Here is a 25424-nt window from a genome sequence, read left to right on the forward strand (position 1 = left end):
GCATGCAGGCTCTACTTATGCACAAGAAAAGGAAGCCGCATGTCCGCCTACGACCACTCCAGCCAGGTTGCCGAACTCCAGTCCAAAGTCAAAGCAATCAAATTCGCCATGTTTACTACCGTGGATCAGTACGACCACCTGATCAGCCGCCCCATGACGTGCCAGGACATCGACAGCGAAGGCAATCTCTGGTTCTATACCTCGACCGAGGCCGATATCTGGGAAAACATCGCTGCCCAGCCCGACGTCAATCTGAGTTTCGCCAACCCCGACGACAGTGTGTATGTGTCCGTCAGCGGGCGCGCCGAGCGCGTGGTCGACCGCGAGGAAATCAAGGCGCGCTGGAATGCGGCGGTGCAAGCCTGGTTCCCCGCCGGCCCCGACGACCCGCACGCCGTCCTGATCCGCGTGGTGTCCGACACGGCCGAGTACTGGGATTCCAATTCCAGCAGCATGGTCCAGCTGTACCAGATGGCCAAGTCGGTGCTGACCGGGACCAAGCCCCATGACGGCGAACACGGCCGCCTCAAGCTCTGAACGGTCCGGCCCGCGTGCAGGGCCGGCCATGACGGCCGAGGCGGTGCAGGCACAAGGCCTGGCGCGCATGCGCCGCCTGGCCACCGGACTGCTGCTGCTGATGGCAGCGCTGTTTGTGGTTGCCAAATTGCTGGAACCGGGCCGCCCGGCGCTGGGCTTCGTGGCCGCCTTTGCCGAGGCGGCCATGGTGGGCGCCATCGCCGACTGGTTTGCCGTAACGGCACTGTTTCGCCACCCCCTCGGCTTGCCCATTCCCCACACCGCCATCATCCCCGCCAACAAGGAGCGCATCGGCAATAACCTGGCCAGCTTTCTTGAGCAAAACTTCATGAGTTACGACGTCGTCCATGGCGAACTGTCACGCATTGACTTCACCGGCGCGGCGGCGCAATGGCTGGCGCATCCCGGCAATGCACGCGCGGTGGCCCAGGAAGTAAGCAGCGCCGTGCCCGTCCTGCTGCGTATGGCGAACGACAAGGATGCGGCCGACGTGCTGGGACAGGCGCTGGAAGGGGCGATGCGCAATGTCAAGCTGGCGCCCTTGCTGTCACGCTTGCTCAGCGTGCTGGCCGCAGGACGCCAGCATCATGTGCTGCTGGAAAATCTGCTACGCCTGGTGGCCGACGCGCTTGAGCGCCACCGGCCTTACATCCGGCAAAAAGTGCATGACCATAGTCCGCGCTGGTTGCCCAAGGCCATCGATGAAAAATTTTACGAGCGCCTCATGGCGGGCGTGCAATCCACGCTGGACGACATGCAGGGCGAGGACAGCGAGTGGCGGGCACGCTTCCAGAGCGCGACCGAAGAGCTGATTGCCAATCTCGCCACGTCCGACGAGTACGAACAGAAGTTACGGGGCCTGCTGGACAGCACCCTGGGCCACCCCATGTTTCGCAGCTACATGGGCCAGGTGTGGGACGACATTCGCCAGCGCTTGCTGGCCGACACCAGCAAGCCCGATTCGCGCATCGCGGCCCATCTGGAACAAGCCTTGCTGGCCCTGGGCAGTGCGCTGGCGCGCAACCCGGCCGTGCAGCACAAGCTCAACGCATGGATCCGCACCTTCGCTGCCGATACCATTGTCGCCAAACGGGTACTGATCGTCGACCTGGTGCGGCGCGTGATCCATAGCTGGGATACCGACACGCTCACACGCAAGCTCGAGCTGCACGTTGGCCGCGATCTGCAATATATCCGCATCAACGGCACCCTGGTGGGCGGCATGGTCGGCCTGCTGTTACATGCGGTCGGCTTGCTATTTTGAGGCATTTTTGCAAATAAGTTGCCCATAAATTATTAAAATGTCGCAAAGGCATTGTTTAATTAGTATTCCCGTGGCAAGATGTTTGTTCTTTTGGAAATCACGGGGAACCATAACAATGAAAAAACTGACGATTCTTGCCTTTGCAGCAGCAGCCCTGTGCGGCAGCGCCCAAGCCAGTGTGATCAAGATCGAAACTGCCAGCGCGACGTCACCGTTCCTGGGTAGCGCCGCCGCCTACCTGAGCGCAGTCGACAGCGCCTTGCTTGACGCCAGCTACGCGTCGCAACTGGTCGGCAGCTACGACAGCATCAGCCATCAAGCCCTGTTCGGTGGCAATTCGAATTTTGCGTTCAAGTCGACCATCCAATTCAGCCTGGCAGCGGCCACCAGCATGGCCGTGCGCGCCGGTGTTGATTTCGGCTTCGGTGGCGCCATGTTCATTGACGGTGTTGCAGTTGATTTCAAGTCAAACGACATGTGGTGGAGTGGTAACTACAGCAATCCATCCCAGTTCCTGGCAGGCGCCGGCGCCCTGGCCGCGGGCAACCACACTGTGACCATCGTCGGCTTCGAAGGTTGCTGCGACGGTGCCCAGCAGGTGCAATTCCAGCAGGCCGGTGGCAACTGGACCAGCTTTGCCGGTACCGATGGCTTGAACGGCGTGGTGCCGGAACCAGCATCGATCGCGCTGCTGCTGACGGGTGTGGGCCTGATTGGCGCCAGCCGCCGGCGCAAGACGCCGCAAGCCTGATCACCAGGCAAGCAGGCAGAAAAACAGCGCGGCGCCGCAAGGCGCCGCGCTGTTTTCATTTCATGGCTCAGGCCCAGGCCGCGCCAAAGCGGTGGCCGTCCGCCTCTTCGTAGCCAGTGATGAACTGGGTGCGGCGGTTTTCCGCCATCTGCTTGTTGAACTCAGCCTGGAACTGGGCCGCGTCCTGGCCGTGGCGTGCCAGTACCGCAGGCGCCTTTTCTTGCCAGATGGCGGTAAAGTGCGGCGTGCCAGCGTGGGTATAGGCGTTCAGATACATCAGTTTGCGGCCCGCATTGGTGTTGGCGGTGAACTGGCTCTGGTACTCGGCAGGCGTAAGGAAACTCTTGGCGAAGAAGCCGCCCACATCGCGCTTTTCATACAGGCCGGCATAGCACAGCTTATTGTTCGGCGACACCACACTGATGTTGATCGGGCGCCAGCCGTCCGCCGTCAGCGCATTGAAGCGGGCCTGATGCTGATCGCGGCTCAGGCCGTGGTAAGCGGTGCGCGCCGTGGCTGCGCTCTTGATGAAAATGCTGGCATAGCGCACTTCATTGCCACTCAAATAGGATTCAATCTGATGCAGGTGGAAGCCCTGGGCTGAGCGGGCGTCAAATTCCGCCTGGTACTGGGCGCCGCTCATGCCGTGGCGCGCTGCCCAGGCGTGGCCATCATTGGGGTGGAAGATGGCGTTGAAATACACCTTGCCATTCACCTCATACGCATCGACCCACACTGGCCGGTAGCCGGCGCCGGTGGCATGGTCGAACTCGGCCTGGTAGGACGCTTCGGGAATGCCGCTGCGGCTCACTTCTGCCCAGCCTGGTGGATACCAGGCGGGCGCGGTGGTCGCGGGCCACACGGCCATCGGGGTGCTGGAAAAGCCCAGGTCTTCGCCCTTGACCCATTTACCCTCGGGGCTGGGCGGCTTGAGTGCGCTGCGGTCAATCATGTAGAGATTGCGGAAGGGCAGGGGACGCAGCGGGCCGCCCCAAGGCTTGTTGGCCTCGATCGCATGGATGTGCAAGTGCGGGTTGGTCGAATTGCCCGAATTGCCGGCCAGGCCCAGGAATTGGCCCCGTTGAATGACGGCGCCGATCTTGGTCAATGCCGGATTGAGCGATCCCGGCTGCATGTGCGCGTAGACCACCGCTTCGTCACCATGCTGGAGCCAGAAATGGTTGCCTTCGACCGGATTGGGCGTGGGCACCTGGGTCCCCATCTTGGTGTTTTCCGGCATATCGTTCTTGAAGCCGATCACGGTGCCGTCGGCCATCGCATAAATCGGCTTGCCATAAATGCGGTAGTGGCTGTTCAAGCTGCCATCCTTGCCGGGCAGCTTGTCATTCCAGGCATTGGTCGCCTTGTCAAAGGCGATGACTCCCATGTCGTAAGCAAACAGCTGGCTGCCGTCGCCCGCGGCCGCGTGCGATTCTGCGCGCCCGGACCAGTATTCGCCCATGCGGAAGTCCTGCGCCTTGGCAGGAAAATCGTAAGAGCCGCCAGCCACCGGGCTGGTGTGCGGTTTCAGGGGCATGCTCAGGCTGACGGCATCGGCGAAGGTGTCGGCACTGATGCTCATCTTGATCTGACCGGGGGCCGGCACTGGCACCGTAATATTGTTTTCAGGCTGGAAGAACCAGGACACGCTGGCGCCGGCGGCAATTTGCAGCGGCTTCATTTCCACCACATTGGTGATAGGATTCTTCACGCCCACCAGGAGCGGGATCGCCACGGCCGGCAGCACAGGTGCGCCGATAAACGAGACCACCAGGTTTTTCATGGTCACCGTTTTGGCTTCATTGTTCTTGATGGTGATCTTCAGGGCCACCTGGCCGCTGGCTTCGCCGCCTGCCGTTTTGGGCGACAAGGGCAGATACACAATCGCGCCCGCTTCGGCGGGCTGGGCGCTCAAGACCAGTTTTGGTGCAGTCATAATATTATTCTCCTAGATTAATTTTTGTGGTGATTCAGTTAAATGGCGACCAATCTGAAAACCAGGTCAGACAGCTGTTTTGCCGGGAGATTGATTTTCGATTCAGTGGCCGGATAATCCCCGCATTCACATAGCGCGTCAATACTTTTTGGTGTTAAATACACAATGAATTTTTCGTGTATATCCTTGATTTTATTGGCTTCCCTATGGCGTGGGCCGCGCACGTGACCAAGCGCGTATATCCAGTCGGCGACATGATGACCGCATTCTTTCACTTTGGCGCAGCGAATATTTTCTTAATTGAATTAATGCAAGCCGACGATATTTAATTAATAACTTCGTGAATCGTTATTTTGCGTTTGACCCGGATTATTTTTCTTTGCCTCAGTCCATTTTCATGGACAAGGACGTGTCCGGATGGCAAAGTGTCGGCCATGAACACTCGTCTTTATGTCCTCCGCGCCGCCGGGACTGCAACTGCACTGCTTGCGCTGTACACCGCCTTCGGCTTTCTGGCTGTTCCGGCCATTATCAAGAGCCAGGCCCAAAGTCTGGCCGCAGAAAAACTCCATCGCCAGCTGACCATCGAGGCCGTCGACTTCAACCCGTACACGCTGGCACTGTCGGTGCGCGGTATCAAGATGATGGAAGCGAAGGGCGGCAAGGTGTTCGTCAGCACCGAGCGCATCGGGCTGGACCTGGCCGCCGCCTCGCTGTGGCGCATGGCGCCTGTGATTGAGCAATTGCGCGTGGAAAAGCCTTACCTGCATCTGGTGCGCACGCAAGATGGCCACTACAGCATTGACGACATCCTTGCCTTGCTCGCCAGCACGCCGCCGTCACCGGAACCGGCGCGCTTTTCCTTGAACAATATTGCGATCGAGGCTGGCCGGATCGTGTTCGACGACCAGCCCGCTGGCAGCACCCACAAGGTGGAGCAGCTGCGTCTGGGCATTCCATCGCTCTCGTCCATGCCGGCCCAGGTCCAGATATTTGTCGAGCCGCTGCTGTCGGCCAAAATCAACGGCGCGCCGCTGCTGCTCAAGGGCAAGGCACGCCCGTTTGCCGACCCCAAGGACATGGCGCTCGAGCTGCAACTGGACGATGTGGACCTGCCGCGCTATCTGGCGTATTTGCCGTACCAGCCGCAATTCAAGGTCACTGGCGCGCGCCTGGACGCGCGCCTGACAGCCAGCTTCCGCCAGCCGCACGACAAGGGCGCCTCGCTGGTAATTGGCGGTCAGCTCCAGCTCAAGGACGTTGCCGTGCGCGACGGCGCAGACAAACCCATGCTCAAGTTCGCGTCACTCGACGTCGGCCTGGGCAGCCTGGATATTTTTGCAGGCAAGTTCGACCTGGCCCGCATTGCGCTTGATGGCCTCGATACCGCCATCGTGCGCGCCGCAGACGGCAGTCTGAATCTGGCGCAGCTGGGCGGCCCGGCGCTGCCGCCTGCACCGGATACCCCGGCCAAACCGGGGCCGGGCGTCCGCGTGACGCTCAAGGAATTGCGTTTGCGCGATGCGCTGCTGCACTACGCCGAACCCGGCTTGCAGACCGAGCTAGAAAAATGCAATCTGACCGTGCAGGGCATTGCTGCCGATACGGGCAAGAGGACTGTGGCCATCGCTGCCATTGCATCTGACGGCGCGCAATTGCTGGTACGGCGCGACACGGCACCCGCGCACAAGGCAGCGCCGGCGGCAACCGCGCCGGCCGAGCCCGCGTATGCCTACGCCGTCGACAAGATCGGCCTGCAACATTGGTCCCTCAAGGTCGATGACCGCACCCACGCCGAACCCATCGAGATGGCATTTGCGCCCCTCACGCTGGACCTGAAGGCATTCTCGTCAGCAGCCGGTGCGCCCATGCAGCTGGCCTTGCAAAGCGGCGCAGGAAAAATGGGCAAGATTGACGCGAACGGCACGCTGGCACTGGCGCCGCTGCAGCTTGACCTGGCCCTGGCGCTGGACAAGGTCAGCCTGCTGCCGCTGCAGCCTTACGCCAGCGAATCGGTCAATCTGCGCCTGACCCAGGCCCTGTTCACCAGCAAGGGCAGGGTGGCGCTGAAAGCCGATGCCAAAGGCGACCTGAGCGGCGGCTACATAGGTGACGCCAGCATCGAGCGCCTGGCCACGGTGGACAAGGCCAGCGCCAGCGACTTCGTCAGCTGGAAGTCCCTGGCGCTGGGGGGGATGGATGTGCAGATCGCGCCATTTAGCATGACGGTGGACAAGGTCGCGCTGTCGGATTTTTTTGCCCGCGTGATTATCGACCCGACTGGCCGCATCAATCTGCAAGACGTGCGCCGCACCGAAGCCAGCGGCGAGCGCAGCCTGACCGATGCCGGTGAGCGCGCTGCCGCCCCGGCGCCGGTTGCGCAGGCCGTGCCGGCGCCAGCGCCCGCTACTCCGTTGCCGCCGATCCGCATCAATTCCCTGGCCCTGTCAGGCGGGCGCGTGCGCTTTACCGACAATTTTATTCGCCCCAACTATTCGGCCAGCCTGCAGCAGCTGGGCGGCAGCGTCAACGGCTTGTCGTCCGATCCGGCCGCCAACGCCGAGCTGAGCCTGCGCGGGGTCGTGAATGGCGCGCCGCTCTCGATTGCCGGGCGCATCAATCCGCTCAAGCGCGACTTGTTCCTTGACGTCAAGGCCGAGGTGCGCGGCATCGAACTGGCGACCTTGTCGGCTTACTCCGACAAGTATGTCGGCTACGGTATCGACAAGGGCAAGCTCTCGTTCGAGGTGGCCTACAAGCTCGACAATCGTCAATTGCAATCGGAAAACCGCCTCATTCTCGATCAGCTCGCGTTTGGCAGCGAAAGCACCAACCCCGAGGTCAAGAAGCTGCCAGTGCGCCTGGCGGTGGCCTTGCTCAGTGACCGCAACGGCATCATCGATATCAGCGTCCCGGTCGGCGGCACCCTCGATGATCCGCAATTTTCGATCGGCGGGATCATCCTTAAAATCATCGGCAACGCCATCATGAAGACGGTGACATCGCCGTTCTCGCTGCTCGCTTCCGCCTTTGGCAGTGCCGAGGAACTGTCGGCGCTGCCTTTCGATGCAGGGCGCGCCACCATCAGCAGCAGTGGGGAAAACACCATGGGCACCCTGGCCAAGGCCTTGCAGGAACGGCCCGCACTGAAGCTTGACATTGCCGGTCACGCCGATCCGGCCGTCGACCTGGATGCCTTGAAACAGGTGAGCCTGGAGCGCAAACTGCGCACGATCAAGACGCGCGACCTGCAGGAAGCCGGTACGGAACTGCCGTCCGGCGGGGTGGTGGTCAGTGCCGAAGAATACCCGGCGCTGCTGGCGCGCGCCTTCAAGGCCGAGACCTTCAAAAAGCCGCGCAATGTGATTGGCTTGCCGAAGACGCTCACCAATGCCGACATGGAGCAAATGATCCTGGCCAATGTGGAAGTCGACGACGACGATCTGCAAAGTCTGGCGCGGCGCCGTAGCCAGGCCGCCAAGGATTGGCTGATCAAAAACGGGCAGGTGAAGGAGGAGCGGGTGTACATCGTGGCGGCGCACAGCGCGGATGCGGCCGACAAGAACGGGAAGAAGTCCGGACCGCGGGTCGAGTTCGCCCTGCGATGATGTACAGAGTGCACAGGCCTTGCTTGTATGCACAATTTTCTTGCCATTTGTTAATGTTGCCCTTATGATCTTTCCCTTTTGACAAAAGAGAACGCTGGCCGTTCCATCTAGGGAAAAACCATGAAAAAATTATTCTGTGCGCTGATGCTGGTTTGCGGTGCCGCCAATGCCTCGAGTGGCTTCACGGCCGTGCCATCGAGCTGGAAATTGGAGAGCTACAGCGAGCGCGGCGTGGCACTTTGGTTCACGCCATCGACCTGCAACATGGGTTCAGTCGGCTTGCCAGCGACCGCCACCGTCACCGATCATAATCGCCTGTACGCCACCGTCATGGCAGCCAAAATTTCTGGCTCCAAAATGTTCATCTATTACGACGTGGTGGGTGTGAATTGCGTCATCGTCAGCTACGGCATGGCTGAACAATGAGATTGGCCCTGATCCGCAAGGCCGCGCTGGCACTGACGCTGGCGTGCGCGCTGGTGCCCGCTGCCCAGGCATTCAAGGCCGACACCCACATCTGGGTTGGTCAGCAAGTCATCAACGATCTGGCCGATGACGGCAAAATCACGGTCCGTCTGAACGGCCGCAGCGTCACGCTCGACGTGCCTGCCGATGTACGCGATGCCATTCTCGCCAACCGTTCCGACTATTTGCTTGGCAATATCGGTCCCGATTCGGCGCCCGACCTGATCGTAGGGCAGACCATCGTCCACCCGGGCCTGGAGCACGGCTGGAAGACCAATGACTGGCTGCAGCATTTGCTCGACAACTCGCGCGCCAATGCGCCCGCCAAGGCCTACACCTATGGTTACCTGGGACACGCGGCGGCCGATACCTTTGCCCATACCTACGTCAATCAGTACTCCGGCGATATTTTCCTGCTGGAGGACCGCGAAATTCTGGTGGAAGAACGCCACATTGCGCTGGAAGGCTTCATCTCGAAGCTGACCCCGCCGTTGACCGATCACACCGGCAAAGTGCTGGGCCCGGTGACCAGCGTGGTCAAGCCAACCAACGCCTTCGGCACTTTCGCGCGCGATACCCTGGTCATGAACGACACGGTGTACCAGCAATACAGCAGTGTTGCCACGGGCGCGCACCTGGCCGCTTTTTACAAGCTGCGCAAAGGGATCGACAGCCTGGCGCAAGACCCGCGCTGGAACCAGATCGATGCCGCCGTCCTGCGCATCATCGCCCTGCAGTTCAACATCAATCTGTCGCAAGCGAACAGCCAGAAGATCATTGACCGCGCCAACGTAATTATTCCCAAGCTACAAAGGAAGGAAGACAACGTTCAAAGTGCGTTCAACGATATCGTCAACGCCGCAGGCGGCCTGGACGATCGCGTGTTCAAGGGTTTTGTGTCGACGGCAAATCGGATGAATACCCTGGAACACGAGGTGGTGGACCTGAGTATCCGGATTGCGCAGGCAAATAGCCGGCTCATCAGCAAGTCGTGCCCGCCGAAGTGGCTGGACCCGTTATGCAGTGCGGTCCTGAGCGCAGTTGAAAGGGAAATCAATGAAAAGATCTACGCCGAGCTCAGGGGCTTGAATGACAGTGCTGCCAACAAGCGCCAGGAGTTGATCAACCTGACCGTCGGCATCCGTGACGCTGCCGTAAAGGGCCAGAAACTGATCCAGATTGTGACCAACGCGCAAATCGATTTCGCGCAGCGCATGGGCAGCAACACCTCGCCCATCAAGGCCGCGCTGCTGGGCTGGCGCAACGATCTGGACCTGGGCATGCTGGAGTACACCAAGGCAACCAGCCAGATGATCCTCAATTCCACCGATCCCAATGCGGACGCGCTGGCGCCGATGACGCGCTGGATCGATTGTTACGGAAAAAGTGTCATTGGCATTCCACTGGAAGTGAGCGGCTGTGCCGTCATGGATGGCGCCAAGGACTTCACCTGGGCCGTCGACCGGGTCACCAAGCTGGCTGACGAACTGACCTCGGTCGGCGAGCTGTTCGGCCTGCCAAGTCCATCGGATATCGAAGCCTGGAAGAACGAACAGATCGAAAACCTGAAGGCGGAACTGACCGATCAGATCCTCAACCACTTGCTGTCCGACGAAGTCAGGCAATTGATTGGCTTGTTCAAGACCGACATGACCGATGATGCCTTGAATATGTACTTCACCAAGCCTGAGTCGCGCGTCGACAAGAAGTTGATCAGCATTCCGGACATGGCAGCGCGCGTGCGTGCCGAGATGTATCTGAAGAACGGTTACTTCGATCCGGACCGCTACGCTGTGGCGCGCAATGCCGTCACGCTCGCCAAGCTGGCCCTGCTGGACAAAGCCGGCCTGACCCGTCTGGCCGAGCAGGCCGGTGTGGGCGCCAACGCGCCGTTTGCCGCGACCGACAATGTTGTCGCTGGCGCGTTTGCCAGCATCGACGGCAACCACCAGTGGATGGCATTGCCACCCAAGCGGCCGAACTACGAGGGCGGCGCCTCGTACAAGCAGCCGCCATCGTACGCAGCGCCAGCCGGATTCATTCCGTGGCGCTCGGACGTGCGCAGCTCGCTGTTCCGCGCCTTGTTCACTGGTCCATTGTCGCCCGGTATTGACGCACCGGCACTGATCGGGTTCCCGGCCCTGTTGCCCAACGACTATCCATACCGTCCTTGCGTCGGCAGGCCTTTCCCGTCCGACGAAAATGACCGCACCTGCGCTTATCTGCAGGTGATGCCGTCGCTCATGCAATTGCTCGGCATGTAGATGGCAGCAAGAGGGAAGGTGGCTAGCGCTGCCTTCCCTTGTCTTGCCGCTTCGGCATGGCCTGGTCCGACATGGCCCGCATCAAGTTGTCCGACAGCTTGGTGTAGGGTGGCCAGAAGTGCGAGGACCGGAAGAAATTCGGGTTCTCGCGCAACAGCGGATTGTCGACCGTGCGGGTGACGGCGACCATGTTCAAGCTGTGTACCACGCGCTGCTGCACGGCATTGCTGAGCATGTAATCCATGAACAGATAGGCCGCTGCCAGCTTCGCTCCCTGCACATTCTTGTGCAGATTCATGGTGTCCAGCCACACCGTATTGCCCTCCTCAAACTGCACCATGCGCCAGCGTTCACCGCGCGCGCGCCGCTCTGAAATCTCCGGACCATAGCTGGCCACGAGCCAATCGCTGGCTGGAAACTGGGGCGCTTCATACCAGAACTGTGCCACCTGGCCATACAGTGCGCGCAGGAAGGTTCTAGCCTCGCTGTGCACCAATTCCTGTTTGGCGCGCTCTCTGCGATCCTGGCGCACCAGGTCATCAAGCACAAAGGGCGGCTGGCCACTGGCCATGTAGGCCAGCGCGACGTTGGGCTGGACCTGGCCCGCAGACAGCGCCAGATGGTGTTTCCATTGCGGCGCCAGCAAGTCGTGCAGCCGGCGCGGCAATTGCGCCGCTTTCAGCTGATCCATGTTGGCCCAGATTCCATACGCGCCGCCACCGAAGGGCACATACAGGGGACGCCCCTTGCTCATCCCCATGGGCAGGGCGCGCAACTGGGGCAGGGTGTGGCGGTAGTTTTTCAGGCGGGCCACATCGACAGGCTGCAGCTGGCGCCCGATGCGCCCATCCTGCATCTGGATGTAGTTCACGGTCAGAAAACTCAGGTCGGCGCCGTTCTGCCGCATCACCTGGAACATTTGTTCCGGTCCCTGGGCGTAACTGGCGCTCATGGCCACCGTCACATCGATGCCACGCTGTTGGAGCAGGCGGTTGACGGCGGCCACATCCTGCGCGGTCACATAGCCTTGCCAGGCAAATATGCGCAACACGTCCGCGCCCCGTGCTGGCGCGGCCACGCATGACAACATGGTCAGGACGATCACAAGACTGCGCACGCGCCTGCCTCCATCCGAATGATCAATTTCTCTAATGCAAATTTATCACTGATCCGCGCTGTACGGAAACTTTCCTTTGCACGCCTTCAAGGGAAGCGCGCCAGGACCAGCGCACGCAGCCAGCGGTGCGCCGGATCGGCGTCGAAACGAGGGTGCCACAACAGCGATACGGTCAGCTCGGGCAAGGCGAAGGGGAGCACAAAGGTGTGCAGCCCCGCGCGCAGCACACCAGTCTGGCGTTCTGGCACGGTGGCGATCAGGTCCGATTGCGCTGCCAGGGCCAGGGCGCTGGCAAAGCTGCCGGTGACGGTGGCCACCGAACGTTCCAGCGCCAGGGCAGCCAGGGCGGTATCGAGCTGGCTGTGCGCCTGGCCGCGGCGTGAAACCGCAATGTGCTGGCCGCCAGCGTAACGCGCCGCCGTCACCTTGCCGCGTGCAAGGGGATGGCCGGGCCGCACCACGCCCACGAAACGGTCGCGAAACAGCGCCCGCGTGCGCACTTCCGGTCCCGTTTCTTTGCCGACCACGCCGGTATCGAGATCAATCCGGCCGTCCCGCAAGCCGGTGCTGTCCTTGTCGCTTTTCTGGATGAAAGACAGGCGCACGCCCGGTGCGGCGCGGGCAGCGTCGGCAATCAAGGCGGCGCCGACGTTTTCAACAAAGCCTTCGCGCACGCGCAGCGTAAAGCTGCGTCGCAAGCTTGACAAGTCCACGGCGCTGGCAGGGCGCAGCACGCTTTCGGCTTCGTGCACCAGGCGGCTGACCTGATCGCGCAGTTCGATGGCGCGCGGCGTGGGCACCAGGCCACGGCCGGCGCGCACCAGCAGCGGGTCGCCCGTAGTGGTGCGCAAGCGGGCCAGGGCACGGCTCATGGCAGAGGGACTCAGGTGCAGCCGCTGGGCAGCCCGTACCACGCTGCCTTCGCTCAGCACCGCGTCCAGCGTCAGCAGCAAGTTGAAATCAGGGATGGACATGCTGGCAGTGTAGCGCACACCTGGCGTTGCATGCACTCATACACTGCACATGGTGCGTCTTCCGCCATGTCTGACCCAGCGTTACTGTATCGGCATAGCCACTGCAGGAGCGCCCCATGAAAACCGCCGTCCCCACCTTGCACCCGCACACTTCCCCCGCGGGCGCCCTGGCCGCCCTGGCGCTGCCCATGCTGCTGGCGTCGCTCGGGACCAGCAGTATCAGCATCGCCCTGCCCACGCTGGCACAGCAATTCGGCGTCGCGGTGGCCCCGGTACAGTGGATTGTCCTGTCCTACTTGCTGGCGGTCACGACCCTGGTGCTCAGCATGGGGCGCCTGGGCGACCTGCTGGGCCGGCGCCGCCTGCTGCAATGTGGCCTGCTGGTGTTTATTGCCGGCGCCTTGCTGTGTGCGGCGGCACCGGACTTGCCGCTGCTGGTGGCCGCGCGTGCCGCGCAGGGCCTGGGCGCCGCCATCATGATGGCGCTCAGCCTGGCGATGGTGGCTGATGTGGCGGCCCATGGCCGCAGCGGTAGCGCCATGGGCTGGCTGGGCACCACCTCCGCCATCGGCACGGCGCTCGGTCCTTCCCTGGGCGGAGCACTCCTGTCCGCTTACGGCTGGCAAGCGCTGTTCCTGCTCAACCTGCCGCTTGGCGTGTTGGCGCTGGTGCTGGTGCGCCGCTTTCTGCCGTCCGTGCCGCCTGCGCGCGCAGGCGCGCTTGCCGCGTTCGACTTCGCCGGCACCGTGTGGCTGGCGCTGACGCTGGGCATGTACGCGTTTGCCCTGAGCGCCAGCCGCGCCAGCTTGTTGCTGGTGGCGGCCATGACCCTGGGCCTGTTTCTGCGGCGCCAGATGTCCGCCGCGCAGCCCTTGCTGCCACTGGCGCTCCTGCGCACTCGCACCATGAGCGCAGGCACCATCATGAGCGCCATGGTGTCCGCTGTGGTCATGGCCACGCTGGTGGTGGGACCGTTTTACCTTACCAGTGCTGTGGGTTTGACGGCGGCGGCCACCGGCCTGGCCATGTCGAGCGGCCCGCTGGTCTCCGCGCTGTGTGCCTGGCCAGCAGGCAGACTGGTCGATCGATTTGGCAGCGCGGCGCTGGTCGCGGCCGGCCTGGTTGGGATGCTGCTTGCGTGCATCCTGTTTGTCCTACTGCCGCCGGCAGCAGGGCTGGCTGGCTACGTGGCGCCGCTGTGCCTGCTGACAGCCAGTTATGCCTTGTTCCAGACTGCCAACAATGCCGATGTCATGGGCCAGGCCGCGCCTGGTCAGCGTGGCCTGGCATCGGGCCTGCTGAACATGGCGCGCAACCTGGGGTTGATCAGTGGCGCGGCGGCAGCCGGGGTCCTGTTCGCCAGCGCGAGCGGGCCGCACGCCGGCTTGCAGCGCGTGTTTGCGTGGGCAGGCGGACTGATCACTATCGGCTTGGTCATGGGCCTGGCGCGCCGCCGCGCCAAGCCGTAGCCACATGGAAGGCAGGGCGGTTGTCCGTGCGTGGCGCGCCCGTTTGGGGCTTTTGCCCCAGCCGGGCCACGCCGCGGCGGGACAAAGTGTTTGTTCTTCACTCGCGTGACAAACTGCGAGTTTCTCAGGCCAAATTTGCGCGCAGACTTGTGATTTCGATCAAACATTGCAGGGGCGCGACATGGCAAAGGCAATTGGCAAGGGCAGCATTTCGAAGGCAACCGTGAAAGCCCGGGCCAAGTCGCCCGTGGCGCCGGCGCGCAAGGCATCGGGCCAGAAAAAGGCGGCATCGAACACCCGCATCTTCAACGCGCGCCCGGACACGCTCGACTTTCGCGACAAGATGTACACCCCGACCTTGATCGAAGTGCCGACCGTGGTCCCGGTGGAAGACTTCCTCAAGCATAAGATCCCCGTGCTGGACCAAGGCCAGGAAGGGGCCTGCACTGGCTTCGGCCTGGCCACGGTGGCCAATTATCTGCTGGCGCGCCGCGTGTGCGTGCCGGACCGCAACTGCGTCAGTCCGCGCATGTTTTACGAACTGGCGCGGCGCTATGACGAATGGCCAGGCGAAGCCTACTCCGGCTCCAGTGCGCGCGGTGCAATGAAAGGCTGGAACAAGCATGGCGTGTGCGCCGAATCCGACTGGGCCTACAAGGTCGTGGCAGCCAAGAACGACGGGTTCAACCAGAAACGCATGAGCGAAGCCAAGCGCCGGCCGCTGGGGGCGTATTTCCGTGTCAACCACCTCGACCTGATTGCCATGCATGCCGCCATTGCCGAGGTTGGCGTGCTGTACGCCACCGCCAATGTGCACGAAGGCTGGCAGAACGTGGGCCCGGACGGCAAAATCAAGCTCAGCGACAAGGCATTGGGCGGCCACGCGTTTGCCATTGTTGCGTATGACGCCCAGGGTTTCTGGATCCAGAATTCCTGGGGCAAGGAGTGGGGGCGCAAAGGGCTGGCCCAGATCAGCTACGACGACTGGCTCAAGAACGGCACTGATGTGTGGGTGGCGCGCCTCGGGGTACCTGTGGTGCTGTCGAATCCGGTTTCGTTTGCCACCGCGCATGCAGCCGCATCCGGCCAGTCAGCGGCCTACTCGTATGCGGAACTGCGCCCCCATCTGGTGAGCATTGGTAACGAAGGCTTGCTCAAGCCGGGCGGCGATTACGGTACCACCGAGCGCGAACTGGCCACCATTTTCGAGCAGGACATTCCCCAGTTTCTCAAGGCGAACAAGCGCAAGAGTCTGCTGCTATTTGCCCACGGTGGCCTGGTGGGCGAAGCGGCCGCCGTGCAGCGCGTGGCCGAATACCGGCGCGCCCTGATGGAAGCCGGCGTGTTCCCCCTGGCGCTGATGTGGCACACCGACTACTGGTCGACGGTGACGAACGTGCTGCAGGACGCCGTGCGCCGGCGCCGTCCGGAAGGCTTGCTCGACCGCGCCAAGGACTTCATGCTGGACCGGCTCGACGATGCGCTCGAACCGCTGGCGCGTGCCCTGAGCGGCAAGATGGCCTGGAGCGAAATGAAGGAAAATGCGCTTGCCGCCAGCAGCGGGCAAGGCGCAGTTCGCCTGGTGCTGGACCACTTGCTGAAGTTGAAGGAAACCTTCCCCGATCTGGAACTGCACCTGGTCTCGCACAGTGCTGGATCGATCATTCTGGCGCCGCTGGTGCAGTTGTGGACGACGGCAGGCAGCATAGCGCGCGGGCCCATGCAGGGCAGGGTGGGCGCCGGCCTGCCGCTGGCGACTTGCACCATGTGGGCACCGGCCTGCACCGTCAAACTGTTCGACGACAGCTACCGGCCGGCCATCGAGTCGCGCGCCATCGCCAACTTCTCGCTGTTCTGCCTGAACGACAAGGCTGAGCAGAAGGACGATTGCGCCAATATCTACAACAAGTCGCTGCTGTATCTGGTGTCAAACGCGTTTGAAGACAGCGCCCGCATACCGGGCTTCCGCGAGGGCGTACCCATCCTGGGTATGGAAAAGACCATCCGCGCGGACGAAGGTTTGAAGACGCTGTTCGCGACCAGCAATGCGCAACTGGTCGTGGCGCCCAACAACGACGGTCCCGAATCAATGGCAGCGTCAACGGCGCGCAAGCACGGCGATTTCGATGACGACGCGGCCACGGTGCGTTCCACCTTCATGCGCATACTGGCCAGTGCCCAAAGTGGTGCCGCGCCGCAAGCGATCAAGGAAGATGCCATATCGTTTGCCGCATCGGCGACCCATTTGTCGAGCATCCGGCTGGCAATTGACGAACAGACCCGCAGGAGTCATCCATAAACAGACAGGCCGCGTCCCCACGGACTGGCCCATGACGCATCAATAAGCGGTAGCCTTAACCTATCGTCCTCGCGCAGGTGCTGGGGCATGCCCCAGCCCCATAGCACGCATGCTATGTGGTGCTTCGTATTTGCTATAGGTCCCCGCCTGCGCGAGGACGATGTGCATCTGACCGCGGCGCGAAGGGGGCGGATTGCGGATTTGCCTGTATCACGGCAAGACGGCCTTGCCAACGTTATAATAGCGACCATGCTGTTCCGACGCTTACTCGCCATCCTGCTCATGTTCATCCTTCCGCTGCAAGCAACCCTGGCGGCGGTGGATGGCTGCTGCATGCCGGGCCGCGCAAGCACCTCGCAGCAACTGGACACAGCGTTCGAATCCGGCCACACCGCGGCCGTGCCGGATGCTGCCAGCGACGATTGCTGCGTCAGCTGCGATTTTTGCCAGCATGCCGGCTCGGCCTGCTTCCCCGCGACCCACGCCGCCCCCTTGCTCGCGCAAACGAGCGCGCCGCCGGTCCATCCGGACGCCCCCATCCATTCCTTCATTCCTGATTTAGTCCCCCGGCCCGATCTAGCGGCCTGACCTTCCTCCGACTGGCTGCAGCAGCAGCCGTGCATGGCTTTTGCCATCGATTTTCATCGTTTTCACTCGGAGTTTCACCATGAAGGCAATATTATTGACCTTGCTGGCGGCCGCCCTGGCGGCGCCGGCAAGCGGGCAGGCGCATGACGCTGCCCCAGAGCAAACGGTGACGCTGCCCGCCCTGGTCACCAAAGCGGTGCACAGCAATGGCGAACTGCAGGGGCTCAGGCTCGAGCTTGCCGCATTGCAGGCACGCGCTGAGCAGGCCGGCCTATCCCCCAATCCGACCCTGGACTATCTACGCGAAGGCGACGCAGCCCAGGGCGGCGCGCGCAGCTGGCAACTGTCCATTCCGCTTGAGCTCGGCGGCAAGCGCAGCGCGCGCGTCGATGCCGCAGCGGCAGACCTGGCCGTCGCCGAGCTTGCACTGGCCGCAGGCGTTCTGCGCGTTCAGGCGGAGACGATTGCCGCTTATCACGATGCCTACCTGGCGCAACAGCGACTGGCGCTGGCCGAGCGCGCCGCGCAATCGGGCGCGCAGACGGCGCTCAGTACGCAGCGCCGTGTCAAGGCAGGCAAGGTTTCCCCGGTCGACGAAACGCGTGCCCAACTGGCCCACGCCCACTTGAAAATCGAGACCATTCAAGCGCGCAGCGAGCTTGGCAAAGCCATGCTGACCCTGGCGTTGCTGTCCGGCGCGGCGCCCGATCCTTCCGTGCGCTTGGCGTCCCCGCAGACCGCCTTGCCAGTCGTACCCAACGATAAGGAAATTGCCGCGCGCCTGCTGGAAGGTCCCTCCATGCAGGGCGCTGGGGCGGAACTGGCCGTGCGCGGCGCTGCCGTGCGTCTGGAGCGGGCCAACCGCATGCCCACCATCGGACTGATCGTTGGCACCCGCCGCGAAGGCCTGGCCCAGGAACGGCAAACCATCCTTGGCCTATCGTTGCCGCTGCCATTGCGCGACCGCCATCAAGGCGCCATCCGCGAAGCGCAATTGCGCGTTGAACAGGCCGAAACCACCGTGACGGCGACGCGCCAGCGCTTGCTGACCGAGGCGTTGCAAGCGGCGACCCGTCTGCAAGCGGCGCTGGCCGAAGAACAAGTCCTGCGCGAGGACGTCCTGGCCGGCGCCGCGTCCGCTTATGACGCCACGCGCAAAGGCTTCGAGGCAGGCAAGTTCGGCTTTCTCGATGTGCTGGACGCCCAGCGCAGCCATGTACAAGCGCAAACCCTGCATCTGCGCGCAATCTCGCAAGCGCACCGCGCTGCGGCCGAGCTTGCTGCGCTGATCGGCCCGACTGCGCCATCGAATAGCAGCATTTCCATTCAGGATAAATAATGAACAAGCGTCAAACCATCACCATTGGCATCATGCTGGCCGCCGCCCTGGCGCTCGGCGCCAGCGTGCTCGTGCGGGACCGCCTGGCGCGCGCACCCCATGCAGAAGCGCCGCACGAAGCGCCACATGAAGCAGGCCATGCTGACGACCAGCACGGACCGCAAATCATCGCATTCACCGATGCCCAGATCCGCTCGGCCGATATCGCGCTGCGCACCGCCGGCCCAGCCCGCCTGGAGACCTTTATCCGCATGCCGGGCGAAATCAAGTTCAATGAAGACCGCACCGCCCACGTGACCCCACGCGTGGAAGGCATCGTCGAAAACGTCCACGTCAATCTGGGCCAGCAAGTGCGCAAGGGAACGGTACTGGCGGTACTGGCCAGCGCCGACATTTCCGAACAGCGCAGTGCGCTGGCAGCGGCCATCAAGCGCGCCCAGCTTGCCCACACCATCTACCTGAGCGAAAAACAGCTGTGGGAGGACAAGATTTCGGCCCGCCAGGACTATCTCCAGGCGGAACAAGCCTGGCAGGAAGCCGACATTGCTGTTCGAAATGCGCGCCAGAAGCTGCTTGCCTTTGGCGCGGACAGCGACGCCAGTGGACCGTTTAACCGCCTGGCGCTGCGCGCGCCCTTCGACGGCATGATCGTGGACAAGCATATTGCCGTGGGCGAGGCGGTCGGCGCGCAGACCAAAGTGTTCACCTTGTCGGACCTGAAAACGGTGTGGGCCGAGGTGGTGGTGCCCGCCAAGGACCTGGGCATTGTGCGGGTCGGCACCGAGGCGCTGTTGCACTCGGCTGCGACCCAGGACCAGGTCAAGGGCAAGGTCAGTTTCGTCAGCGCCATGATCGGTGAGCAAACCCGCTCTGCACGGGCACGGGTGGTCATCGAGAACCCGGCGCTGGCCTGGCGGCCGGGCTTGTTTGTGGATGTCGACGTGGTGACCGGCACAGCCAGCGTGCCGGTGGCGGTCGAGAAGGAAGCGATTCAGCTGCTCGATGGCAAGCAGGTGGTGTACTGCCGCGTGCAGGAGGGCTTCGTGGCGCGCACGGTGGTGCTGGGCCGCTCCGACGGGCGCCTGGTTGAAATCCTGTCCGGCGTGCCTGCCGGCGCAGTCTACGCCGCTGCCCACAGCTTTACCGTCAAGGCAGAGCAGGGCAAGGGCGCTGCCGGACACGACGACTGATGGAGACGACCGGCATGTTCAACCGCATCTTACAAACAAGCATCGGCCAGCGCTGGCTGGTCATGTGCATTGTCGCTGCCATGGCCGTTCTGGGCGTGGTCAACTACCAGAAGCTGCCCATTGATGCCGTGCCTGACATCACCAATGTCCAGGTACAGATCAACACCGCCGCGCCCGGCTATTCGCCCCTTGAAACCGAGCAGCGCATCACCTTCCCGATCGAATCGGTGATGGCGGGGCTGCCCAGGCTGGAGTCCACGCGTTCGCTGTCGCGGTATGGCCTGTCGCAGATCACGGTGGTGTTCAAGGATGGCACCGACATCCATTTTGCCCGCCAGCTGGTGGCCCAGCGCATTCAGGACGCGCGCGCGCAATTGCCGGCGGGATTGACGCCAACCATGAGCCCGATCGCCACTGGTTTGTCCGAGATTTACCTGTGGACCGTGGACGCGGCGCCGGGCGCAAAAAAGGCCGACGGCAGCGCCTACACCCCGACCGATCTGCGTGAAATCCAGGACTGGATCATCAAGCCGCAGTTGCGCAACGTGCCGGGCGTGACCGAAATTAATGTGATTGGCGGCTACGACAAGCAATACCTGGTGGCCCCCAGCACGGCCAGGCTGGCATCGCACGGCTTGAATCTGGCCGACGTGGTCAACGCCCTCGAGCGCAACAACGCCAATGTCGGTGCCGGCTATATCGAGAAGGAGGGCGAGCAGTACCTGCTGCGGGCGCCCGGTCAAGTTGCCTCCATGGACGACATCGGCAACATCGTCGTGGCAACCATCGCCGGCACCTCGATCCGCGTGCGCGATGTGGCCGAGGTAGGCATTGGCGCGGAATTGCGCACTGGCGCTGCCACCCGCAATGGCAAGGAAGTGGTGCTGGGCACTGTCTTCATGCTGATCGGCGAAAACAGCCGCGCCGTATCGCAGGCGGTAGACCGCAAGATGGTGGAGATCAACCGCAGCCTGCCCGCCGGCGTCAGCGCGACGACGGTGTACGACCGCACCATCCTGGTGGAAAAGGCAATTGCCACGGTACAGCGCAATCTACTGGAAGGGGCGGTCCTGGTGATTGCCGTCCTGTTCCTTTTCCTGGGCAATCTGCGCGCGGCCCTGATCACGGCCATGGTGATTCCCTTGTCCATGCTGTTTACTTTTTCGGGCATGGTGGCCAACAACGTCAGTGCCAACCTGCTCAGTCTGGGCGCGCTTGATTTCGGCATCATCATCGATGGCGCTGTCGTGATTGTAGAAAATTGCGTGCGCCGCCTGGCCCATGAGCAGCAGCGCCTGGGCCGCCAGCTCAGTCGCCAGGAACGCCTGGACATCGTATTTGCCGCCAGCGCCGAGACCAGGCGCCCCCTGATCTATGGGCAGCTGATCATCATGATCGTGTATCTGCCCATCTTCACGCTGTCTGGCATTGAGGGCAAGATGTTCCATCCGATGGCGTTCAGCGTCGTGACCGCGCTGCTGGGCGCGATGCTGCTGTCGGTCACCTTCATTCCGGCGGCGGTGGCACTGTTTATTGGCGACTCGGTCAAAGAAGGCGAGAGCAAGCTGATGCACCACGCGCAGCGGCACTACGCCCGCTGTCTCGAGTACGTGATGCAGAACCGTCCGGTCGCGGCTGCGGCAGCTGCCATTCTTCTGGGCTTGTCGCTCCTGTTTGGCACGCGCCTGGGCACCGAGTTCGTTCCTAACCTCAACGAAGGTGATTTTGCCGTTCTCACGATCCGCATTCCCGGTACGGGCCTGGCGCAGTCAGTGCAGATGCAGCAACAGATTGAAAAAACGCTGATGGCCGGGTTCCCGGAAATTGCCACCGTGTTCGCCCGCACGGGCACGGCGGAAATTGCCTCCGATCCCATGCCGCCCAGCATTTCTGACGGCTACATCATGCTCAAGCCAGAGAAGGACTGGCCCAAGCCGCGTAAATCGCGCGAGCAACTGCTGTTGGCCATACGCGACGCGGTCGAGCAATTGCCGGGCAATAGCTACGAGTTCAGCCAGCCAATTCAGTTGCGCGTCAATGAATTGATTTCCGGCGTGCGCAGCGACGTGGCCATCAAACTGTTTGGCGACGACCTTGACGTACTGAACGCCAAGGCGGCCGAGCTGGCAGCGACCCTGGCCGGCATTCCCGGCGCGGTGGAAGTGAAAGCAGAGCAAAGTACGGGCTTGCCGATGCTGCAGATTCAAATCGACCGCGAGCGTGCCGCGCGCCTGGGTTTGAACATCGCCGAAGTACAGGAAATGATTGCCACAGCAACTGCCGGGCGCGAAGCGGGTGTGATGTTTGAAGGTGACCGCCGCTTCGCCATCGTGGTGCGTTTGCCGGAAGCGGTGCGTGCCGATATCGAAGCGCTCAAGCGCTTGCCCGTGCCCTTACCGAAGCGCTCGCCCGGCGAGGAGGGATCGAATTACATTACCCTTGGCGAGATTGCCAGCTTTGTGACCGCGCCCGGACCCAACCAGCTGAGCCGGGAGCAGGGCAAGCGGCGCGTGGTGGTTACCGCCAATGTACGTGGGCGCGATATCGGTTCCTTCGTCTCGCAAGCGCAGGCGGCAATCATCAAGCAGGTGGTTCTGCCAGCTGGATACTGGACGGCCTGGGGTGGCCAGTTCGAGAATCTGCAAAATGCCGCCAGACGCCTGCAACTGGTCATTCCCGCGTCCCTGGCGCTGGTATTTGCCCTCTTGTTCCTCATGTTTAAGAACGCCAAGGATGGTTTGCTGGTATTTAGCGGCATTCCGTTCGCGTTGACCGGCGGCGTGTTTGCCCTGGCGCTGCGCGGCATTCCCTTGTCGATTTCGGCGGCCATCGGCTTTATTGCGCTGTCCGGCGTGGCGGTCCTGAACGGTCTGGTGATGATCGCCTTCATCCGCGCATTGCGCGAGCAGGGCATGGCGCTTGATCAGGCCGTGCGCGAAGGGGCACTGGCGCGCCTGCGGCCGGTATTGATGACGGCGCTGGTTGCATCGCTGGGATTTGTGCCGATGGCGATTGCCACCGGCACAGGCGCCGAGGTGCAGCGTCCCCTTGCCACCGTGGTGATCGGCGGGGTGCTGTCATCGACGGCACTGACCTTGCTGCTATTGCCGCTGATGTATTTGCTGGCGCACCGCCGCAAGGCCTGAGTTGCCGTTCACGCTGCCCACGGTGGCGTGAACGGCGCCTGCCCGGCCAGCATGGCCTGGCCACCGACGGGAAGTACGGCGACTGCCCGGAACGGCGCGTCCGAGTGGTTGTTGATTGTAAACGTGGTATGGGCCGGCACGATCAAGGCACTGCCAGGCGTGATCTCGTGGGTTTCGTCGCCCACAGTGGCGCTGGCTTGTCCTTCCAGGCCGATGAACACTTCTTCGCGTGTGAGCTGATGCGGCGTGCCCGGCGTTCCCGGGGCAAGCGCGACCAGCCAGACGGCAGTTTCTGTGGCACCGCGCGTGGGCGAGGCAAGTCCGGTAAAGCTGGCGCCGTGCAGGCTGAAGGCGGGGGCGTCGTGATGAGCAATAAATGGCATGGGGGTTTCCTGTTATATAATTCACCAAAGATTATAAACTGAGGTGAATTAAATGTCGACGCAAGCGGAAATTAATTTTGGCATCTTGCTCAATGTCGGCTTCGGGGTGTTCAAGACCGAGCTGCACAAGGTACTGGCGAAGAAAGGGTATGACGATCTTGGCTCCTCGTTCGGCTACGTGTTTCGCATGCTCAAGGAAAAGCCGCTGAGCCTGAAGCAAGTGGCGTCCAATCTGGGCATTACGGCGCAAGGCGCGCTCAAGGTCATCAACGACATGGAGGCGAAAGGTTACGTCGAGCGCCACGAGGAGCCGGGCGACGGCCGCATGAAGCGCCTGGCGCTGACGGCGCGTGCACTGGCGGCCATGGCCGAAGCGCAGCGCTTCCATATTCAGTATGAACGCGACCTGGCCGAAAGGTTCGGCGACAAACAGGTGGCCAGCATGCGCCGCATTCTCGAAGCAATTTACGCCGGCGCCAGTGCCGATGGCATGGCGCTGGTGCGTCCGTTCTAAGGTCATCCATATGAAATACGACGTCATCATTGCCGGCGCCGGCCCGGTCGGCCTGTTTCTGGCCTGCGAGCTGGCTCTGGCCAGGTGCGCGGTCCTGGTTCTTGAAAAGGCAGCCGATCCCGTCTCGCCGTTCAAGCAATTTCCTTTTGGGATAAGGGGATTGTCAGCGCCCACGCTGGAAGCCCTGGATCGGCGCGATCTTCTCAATGCACTGGACACACCGCAGCGCCGCGCGCATCCCTTCAGCAAAGAAGCGCAGGCACAGGCACCACGCCAGGCCGGGCACTTCGCCGGCATCGGCTTTAACGCCGACCGCATCGACAGCACGCAATGGCCTTATCGCTTGCCCACATCGACGCCGACCAGCCTGATGTCCGAGATGGCGGCGCTGGAAGCCGTACTGACTGACCGCGCCGCGCAGCTGGGCGTGGACATCAAGCGCGGGCAGGCCGTGACGGCGATCAGCCAGAGCGAGGACGCGGTCACAGTCTTCACCGACAGCGCCGCGTTCGGCGGGCGCTGGCTGGTCGGTTGCGACGGCGCCCGCAGCGCCGTGCGCAAGGCAGGGCGCTTCACCTTTGCCGGGACCGAGCCCAGTTTTACGGGCTATTCCATCAAGGCCGATCTGGCCGATCCGAGTGTCCTGGCACCGGGACGCAACCTGACCTCGAACGGCATGTACTTCCAGTCGCAGCCGGGCTTTCTGGTGATGCAGCAATTCGATGGCGGCGCCGCGCACGACACAGGTTTGTGCACGCTCGAGCACGTGCAGGCAGTGCTGCGCCGCGTCTCGAACAGCAACGCCACCATCGCAGCCTTGCATACGGCCAGCACCTGGACCGACCGCGCGCGCCAGGCCACCGAGTATCGCGACGGGCGCATTCTGCTGGCCGGGGACGCGGCCCACATTCATGCGCCTCTGGGCGGGCAGGGCTTGAATCTCGGCCTTGGGGACGCGATGAACCTGGGCTGGAAGCTGGCCGCCACCGTGCATGGCACAGCAGCTCCCGGTCTGCTCGACAGTTATCAGCGCGAGCGGCATCCGATTGGCATGCGTGTACTCGACTGGTCGCGCGCCCAGGCGGTGCTGATGACACCCACACCCGAGGCGAATGCCTTGCGCGCCATTGTGTCGGACCTGATGCAGACTGTTGATGGCGCCACCTATATTGCCGGCCGGGTCTGGGGGATCGGCACCCGGCTCGATCTGGGCGATGGGCACCCATTGGACGGTCACAGCGTGCCCAATTTTGCACTGGACACGGGCGCCACGGTGGGCGAACTGCTGCGCGACGGGCGCGCGCTGCTGCTTGACTTTGGCGGCCTGCGATCAGGCGATGCGCTGGTGCGTGGCTACCGCGGGCAGATCCGTTACCTGGCCGCGCGCGCGCATGACCAGCTGGGACTGGGTGCGCTGCTGATTCGCCCGGACGGCATTGTCGCCTGGGCCTGTGATGCCGGCGTCGATACAGGCACGCTGGCACACGTGGTCGCGCGTTACTGGCTGCCCGAACGGTAACCATCGCAACACGGCACACGGTCCTGTTGATTTATAAATTTTAGCAAAGTGACATTCCGTG

Annotated in this window: 18 protein-coding genes; 14 read left to right on the forward strand and 4 right to left on the reverse strand. The window is 62.6% G+C overall.

What is annotated here, in order from left to right; all coding sequences use genetic code 11:
- The first annotated feature begins 39 nt into the window (after positions 1-39).
- The 3 genes from BUC24_RS09450 (at position 40) to BUC24_RS09460 (ending at position 2552) form a co-directional block, all read left to right on the forward strand.
- Positions 40-537 (forward strand): pyridoxamine 5'-phosphate oxidase family protein, encoded by a 498-nt coding sequence (locus BUC24_RS09450; protein WP_073214208.1) that lies wholly within the window; start codon positions 40-42, stop codon positions 535-537.
- The gene (locus tag BUC24_RS09455) at positions 506-1801 is read left to right on the forward strand and encodes a DUF445 domain-containing protein (RefSeq protein WP_229448120.1); all 1296 of its coding nucleotides are present in this window, start codon (positions 506-508) and stop codon (positions 1799-1801) included. The genes BUC24_RS09450 and BUC24_RS09455 overlap by 32 nt, the downstream gene beginning before the upstream one ends.
- Before the next feature lie 115 nt (positions 1802-1916).
- Entirely contained in the window at positions 1917-2552 is a 636-nt protein-coding gene (locus BUC24_RS09460) for a CCXG family PEP-CTERM protein (RefSeq protein ID WP_073214215.1), read from the forward strand.
- A 67-nt stretch (positions 2553-2619) separates the two neighbouring features.
- Here the strand turns inward: BUC24_RS09460 and BUC24_RS09465 are convergent, their stop codons facing one another.
- A complete protein-coding gene (locus BUC24_RS09465) occupies positions 2620-4488 on the reverse strand; it encodes a peptidoglycan DD-metalloendopeptidase family protein (RefSeq protein WP_073214218.1) in 1869 nt (622 codons plus the stop codon).
- A 434-nt stretch (positions 4489-4922) separates the two neighbouring features.
- Here BUC24_RS09465 and BUC24_RS09470 point away from each other — a divergent pair, with 434 nt between their 5' ends.
- The 3 genes from BUC24_RS09470 to BUC24_RS09480 all read left to right on the forward strand — a co-directional run bounded on the left by BUC24_RS09470 (position 4923) and on the right by BUC24_RS09480 (position 10825).
- Complete coding sequence (locus BUC24_RS09470; RefSeq protein WP_073214221.1) at positions 4923-8096, forward strand: DUF748 domain-containing protein; 3174 nt, start codon at positions 4923-4925, stop codon at positions 8094-8096.
- Between the two features lie 120 nt (positions 8097-8216).
- Positions 8217-8522 (forward strand): hypothetical protein, encoded by a 306-nt coding sequence (locus tag BUC24_RS09475; RefSeq protein ID WP_073214225.1) that lies wholly within the window; start codon positions 8217-8219, stop codon positions 8520-8522.
- Positions 8519-10825, forward strand: a complete 2307-nt coding sequence (locus BUC24_RS09480; RefSeq protein ID WP_143167444.1) for a zinc dependent phospholipase C family protein — start codon at positions 8519-8521, stop codon at positions 10823-10825. Before BUC24_RS09475 ends, BUC24_RS09480 begins: the two co-directional genes overlap by 4 nt.
- A gap of 22 nt (positions 10826-10847) precedes the next feature.
- On the opposite strand, the gene BUC24_RS09485 is transcribed toward BUC24_RS09480, so the two are convergent.
- Together BUC24_RS09485 and BUC24_RS09490 are read right to left on the reverse strand one after the other, a co-directional pair.
- Positions 10848-11942 (reverse strand): ABC transporter substrate-binding protein, encoded by a 1095-nt coding sequence (locus BUC24_RS09485; protein WP_073214231.1) that lies wholly within the window; start codon positions 11940-11942, stop codon positions 10848-10850.
- A gap of 86 nt (positions 11943-12028) precedes the next feature.
- Complete coding sequence (locus BUC24_RS09490; RefSeq protein ID WP_073215053.1) at positions 12029-12916, reverse strand: LysR family transcriptional regulator; 888 nt, start codon at positions 12914-12916, stop codon at positions 12029-12031.
- Between the two features lie 116 nt (positions 12917-13032).
- Here BUC24_RS09490 and BUC24_RS09495 point away from each other — a divergent pair, with 116 nt between their 5' ends.
- From BUC24_RS09495 to BUC24_RS09520, 6 genes are all read left to right on the forward strand, one after another.
- The gene (locus BUC24_RS09495) at positions 13033-14385 is read left to right on the forward strand and encodes an MFS transporter (RefSeq protein ID WP_073214234.1); all 1353 of its coding nucleotides are present in this window, start codon (positions 13033-13035) and stop codon (positions 14383-14385) included.
- 181 nt (positions 14386-14566) lie between these two features.
- Positions 14567-16684: a C1 family peptidase gene (locus BUC24_RS09500; RefSeq protein WP_083598797.1), complete on the forward strand. Its 2118-nt coding sequence runs from the start codon at positions 14567-14569 to the stop codon at positions 16682-16684.
- Positions 16685-16933: 249 nt separating this feature from the next.
- Complete coding sequence (locus BUC24_RS09505) at positions 16934-17272, forward strand: hypothetical protein (RefSeq protein WP_143167445.1); 339 nt, start codon at positions 16934-16936, stop codon at positions 17270-17272.
- 79 nt (positions 17273-17351) lie between these two features.
- Positions 17352-18611: a TolC family protein gene (locus BUC24_RS09510; protein WP_073214239.1), complete on the forward strand. Its 1260-nt coding sequence runs from the start codon at positions 17352-17354 to the stop codon at positions 18609-18611.
- A complete protein-coding gene (locus BUC24_RS09515; protein WP_073214241.1) occupies positions 18611-19801 on the forward strand; it encodes an efflux RND transporter periplasmic adaptor subunit in 1191 nt (396 codons plus the stop codon). Before BUC24_RS09510 ends, BUC24_RS09515 begins: the two co-directional genes overlap by 1 nt.
- A gap of 14 nt (positions 19802-19815) precedes the next feature.
- Complete coding sequence (locus BUC24_RS09520; protein WP_073215059.1) at positions 19816-22947, forward strand: efflux RND transporter permease subunit; 3132 nt, start codon at positions 19816-19818, stop codon at positions 22945-22947.
- 8 nt (positions 22948-22955) lie between these two features.
- Here the strand turns inward: BUC24_RS09520 and BUC24_RS09525 are convergent, their stop codons facing one another.
- Positions 22956-23330: a cupin domain-containing protein gene (locus BUC24_RS09525; RefSeq protein ID WP_073214244.1), complete on the reverse strand. Its 375-nt coding sequence runs from the start codon at positions 23328-23330 to the stop codon at positions 22956-22958.
- A gap of 52 nt (positions 23331-23382) precedes the next feature.
- On the opposite strand from BUC24_RS09525, the gene BUC24_RS09530 reads away from it, so the two are divergent.
- A complete protein-coding gene (locus BUC24_RS09530) occupies positions 23383-23844 on the forward strand; it encodes a MarR family transcriptional regulator (RefSeq protein ID WP_083598798.1) in 462 nt (153 codons plus the stop codon).
- 10 nt (positions 23845-23854) lie between these two features.
- On the forward strand, positions 23855-25363 hold the full coding sequence (locus tag BUC24_RS09535) for an FAD-dependent oxidoreductase (RefSeq protein ID WP_083598799.1): 1509 nt from the start codon (positions 23855-23857) through the stop codon (positions 25361-25363).
- Positions 25364-25424: the final 61 nt, after the last annotated feature.

The sequence above is a fragment of the Massilia sp. CF038 genome (assembly GCF_900129765.1).
In the GTDB taxonomy this organism is placed as follows: domain Bacteria; phylum Pseudomonadota; class Gammaproteobacteria; order Burkholderiales; family Burkholderiaceae_D; genus Telluria_A.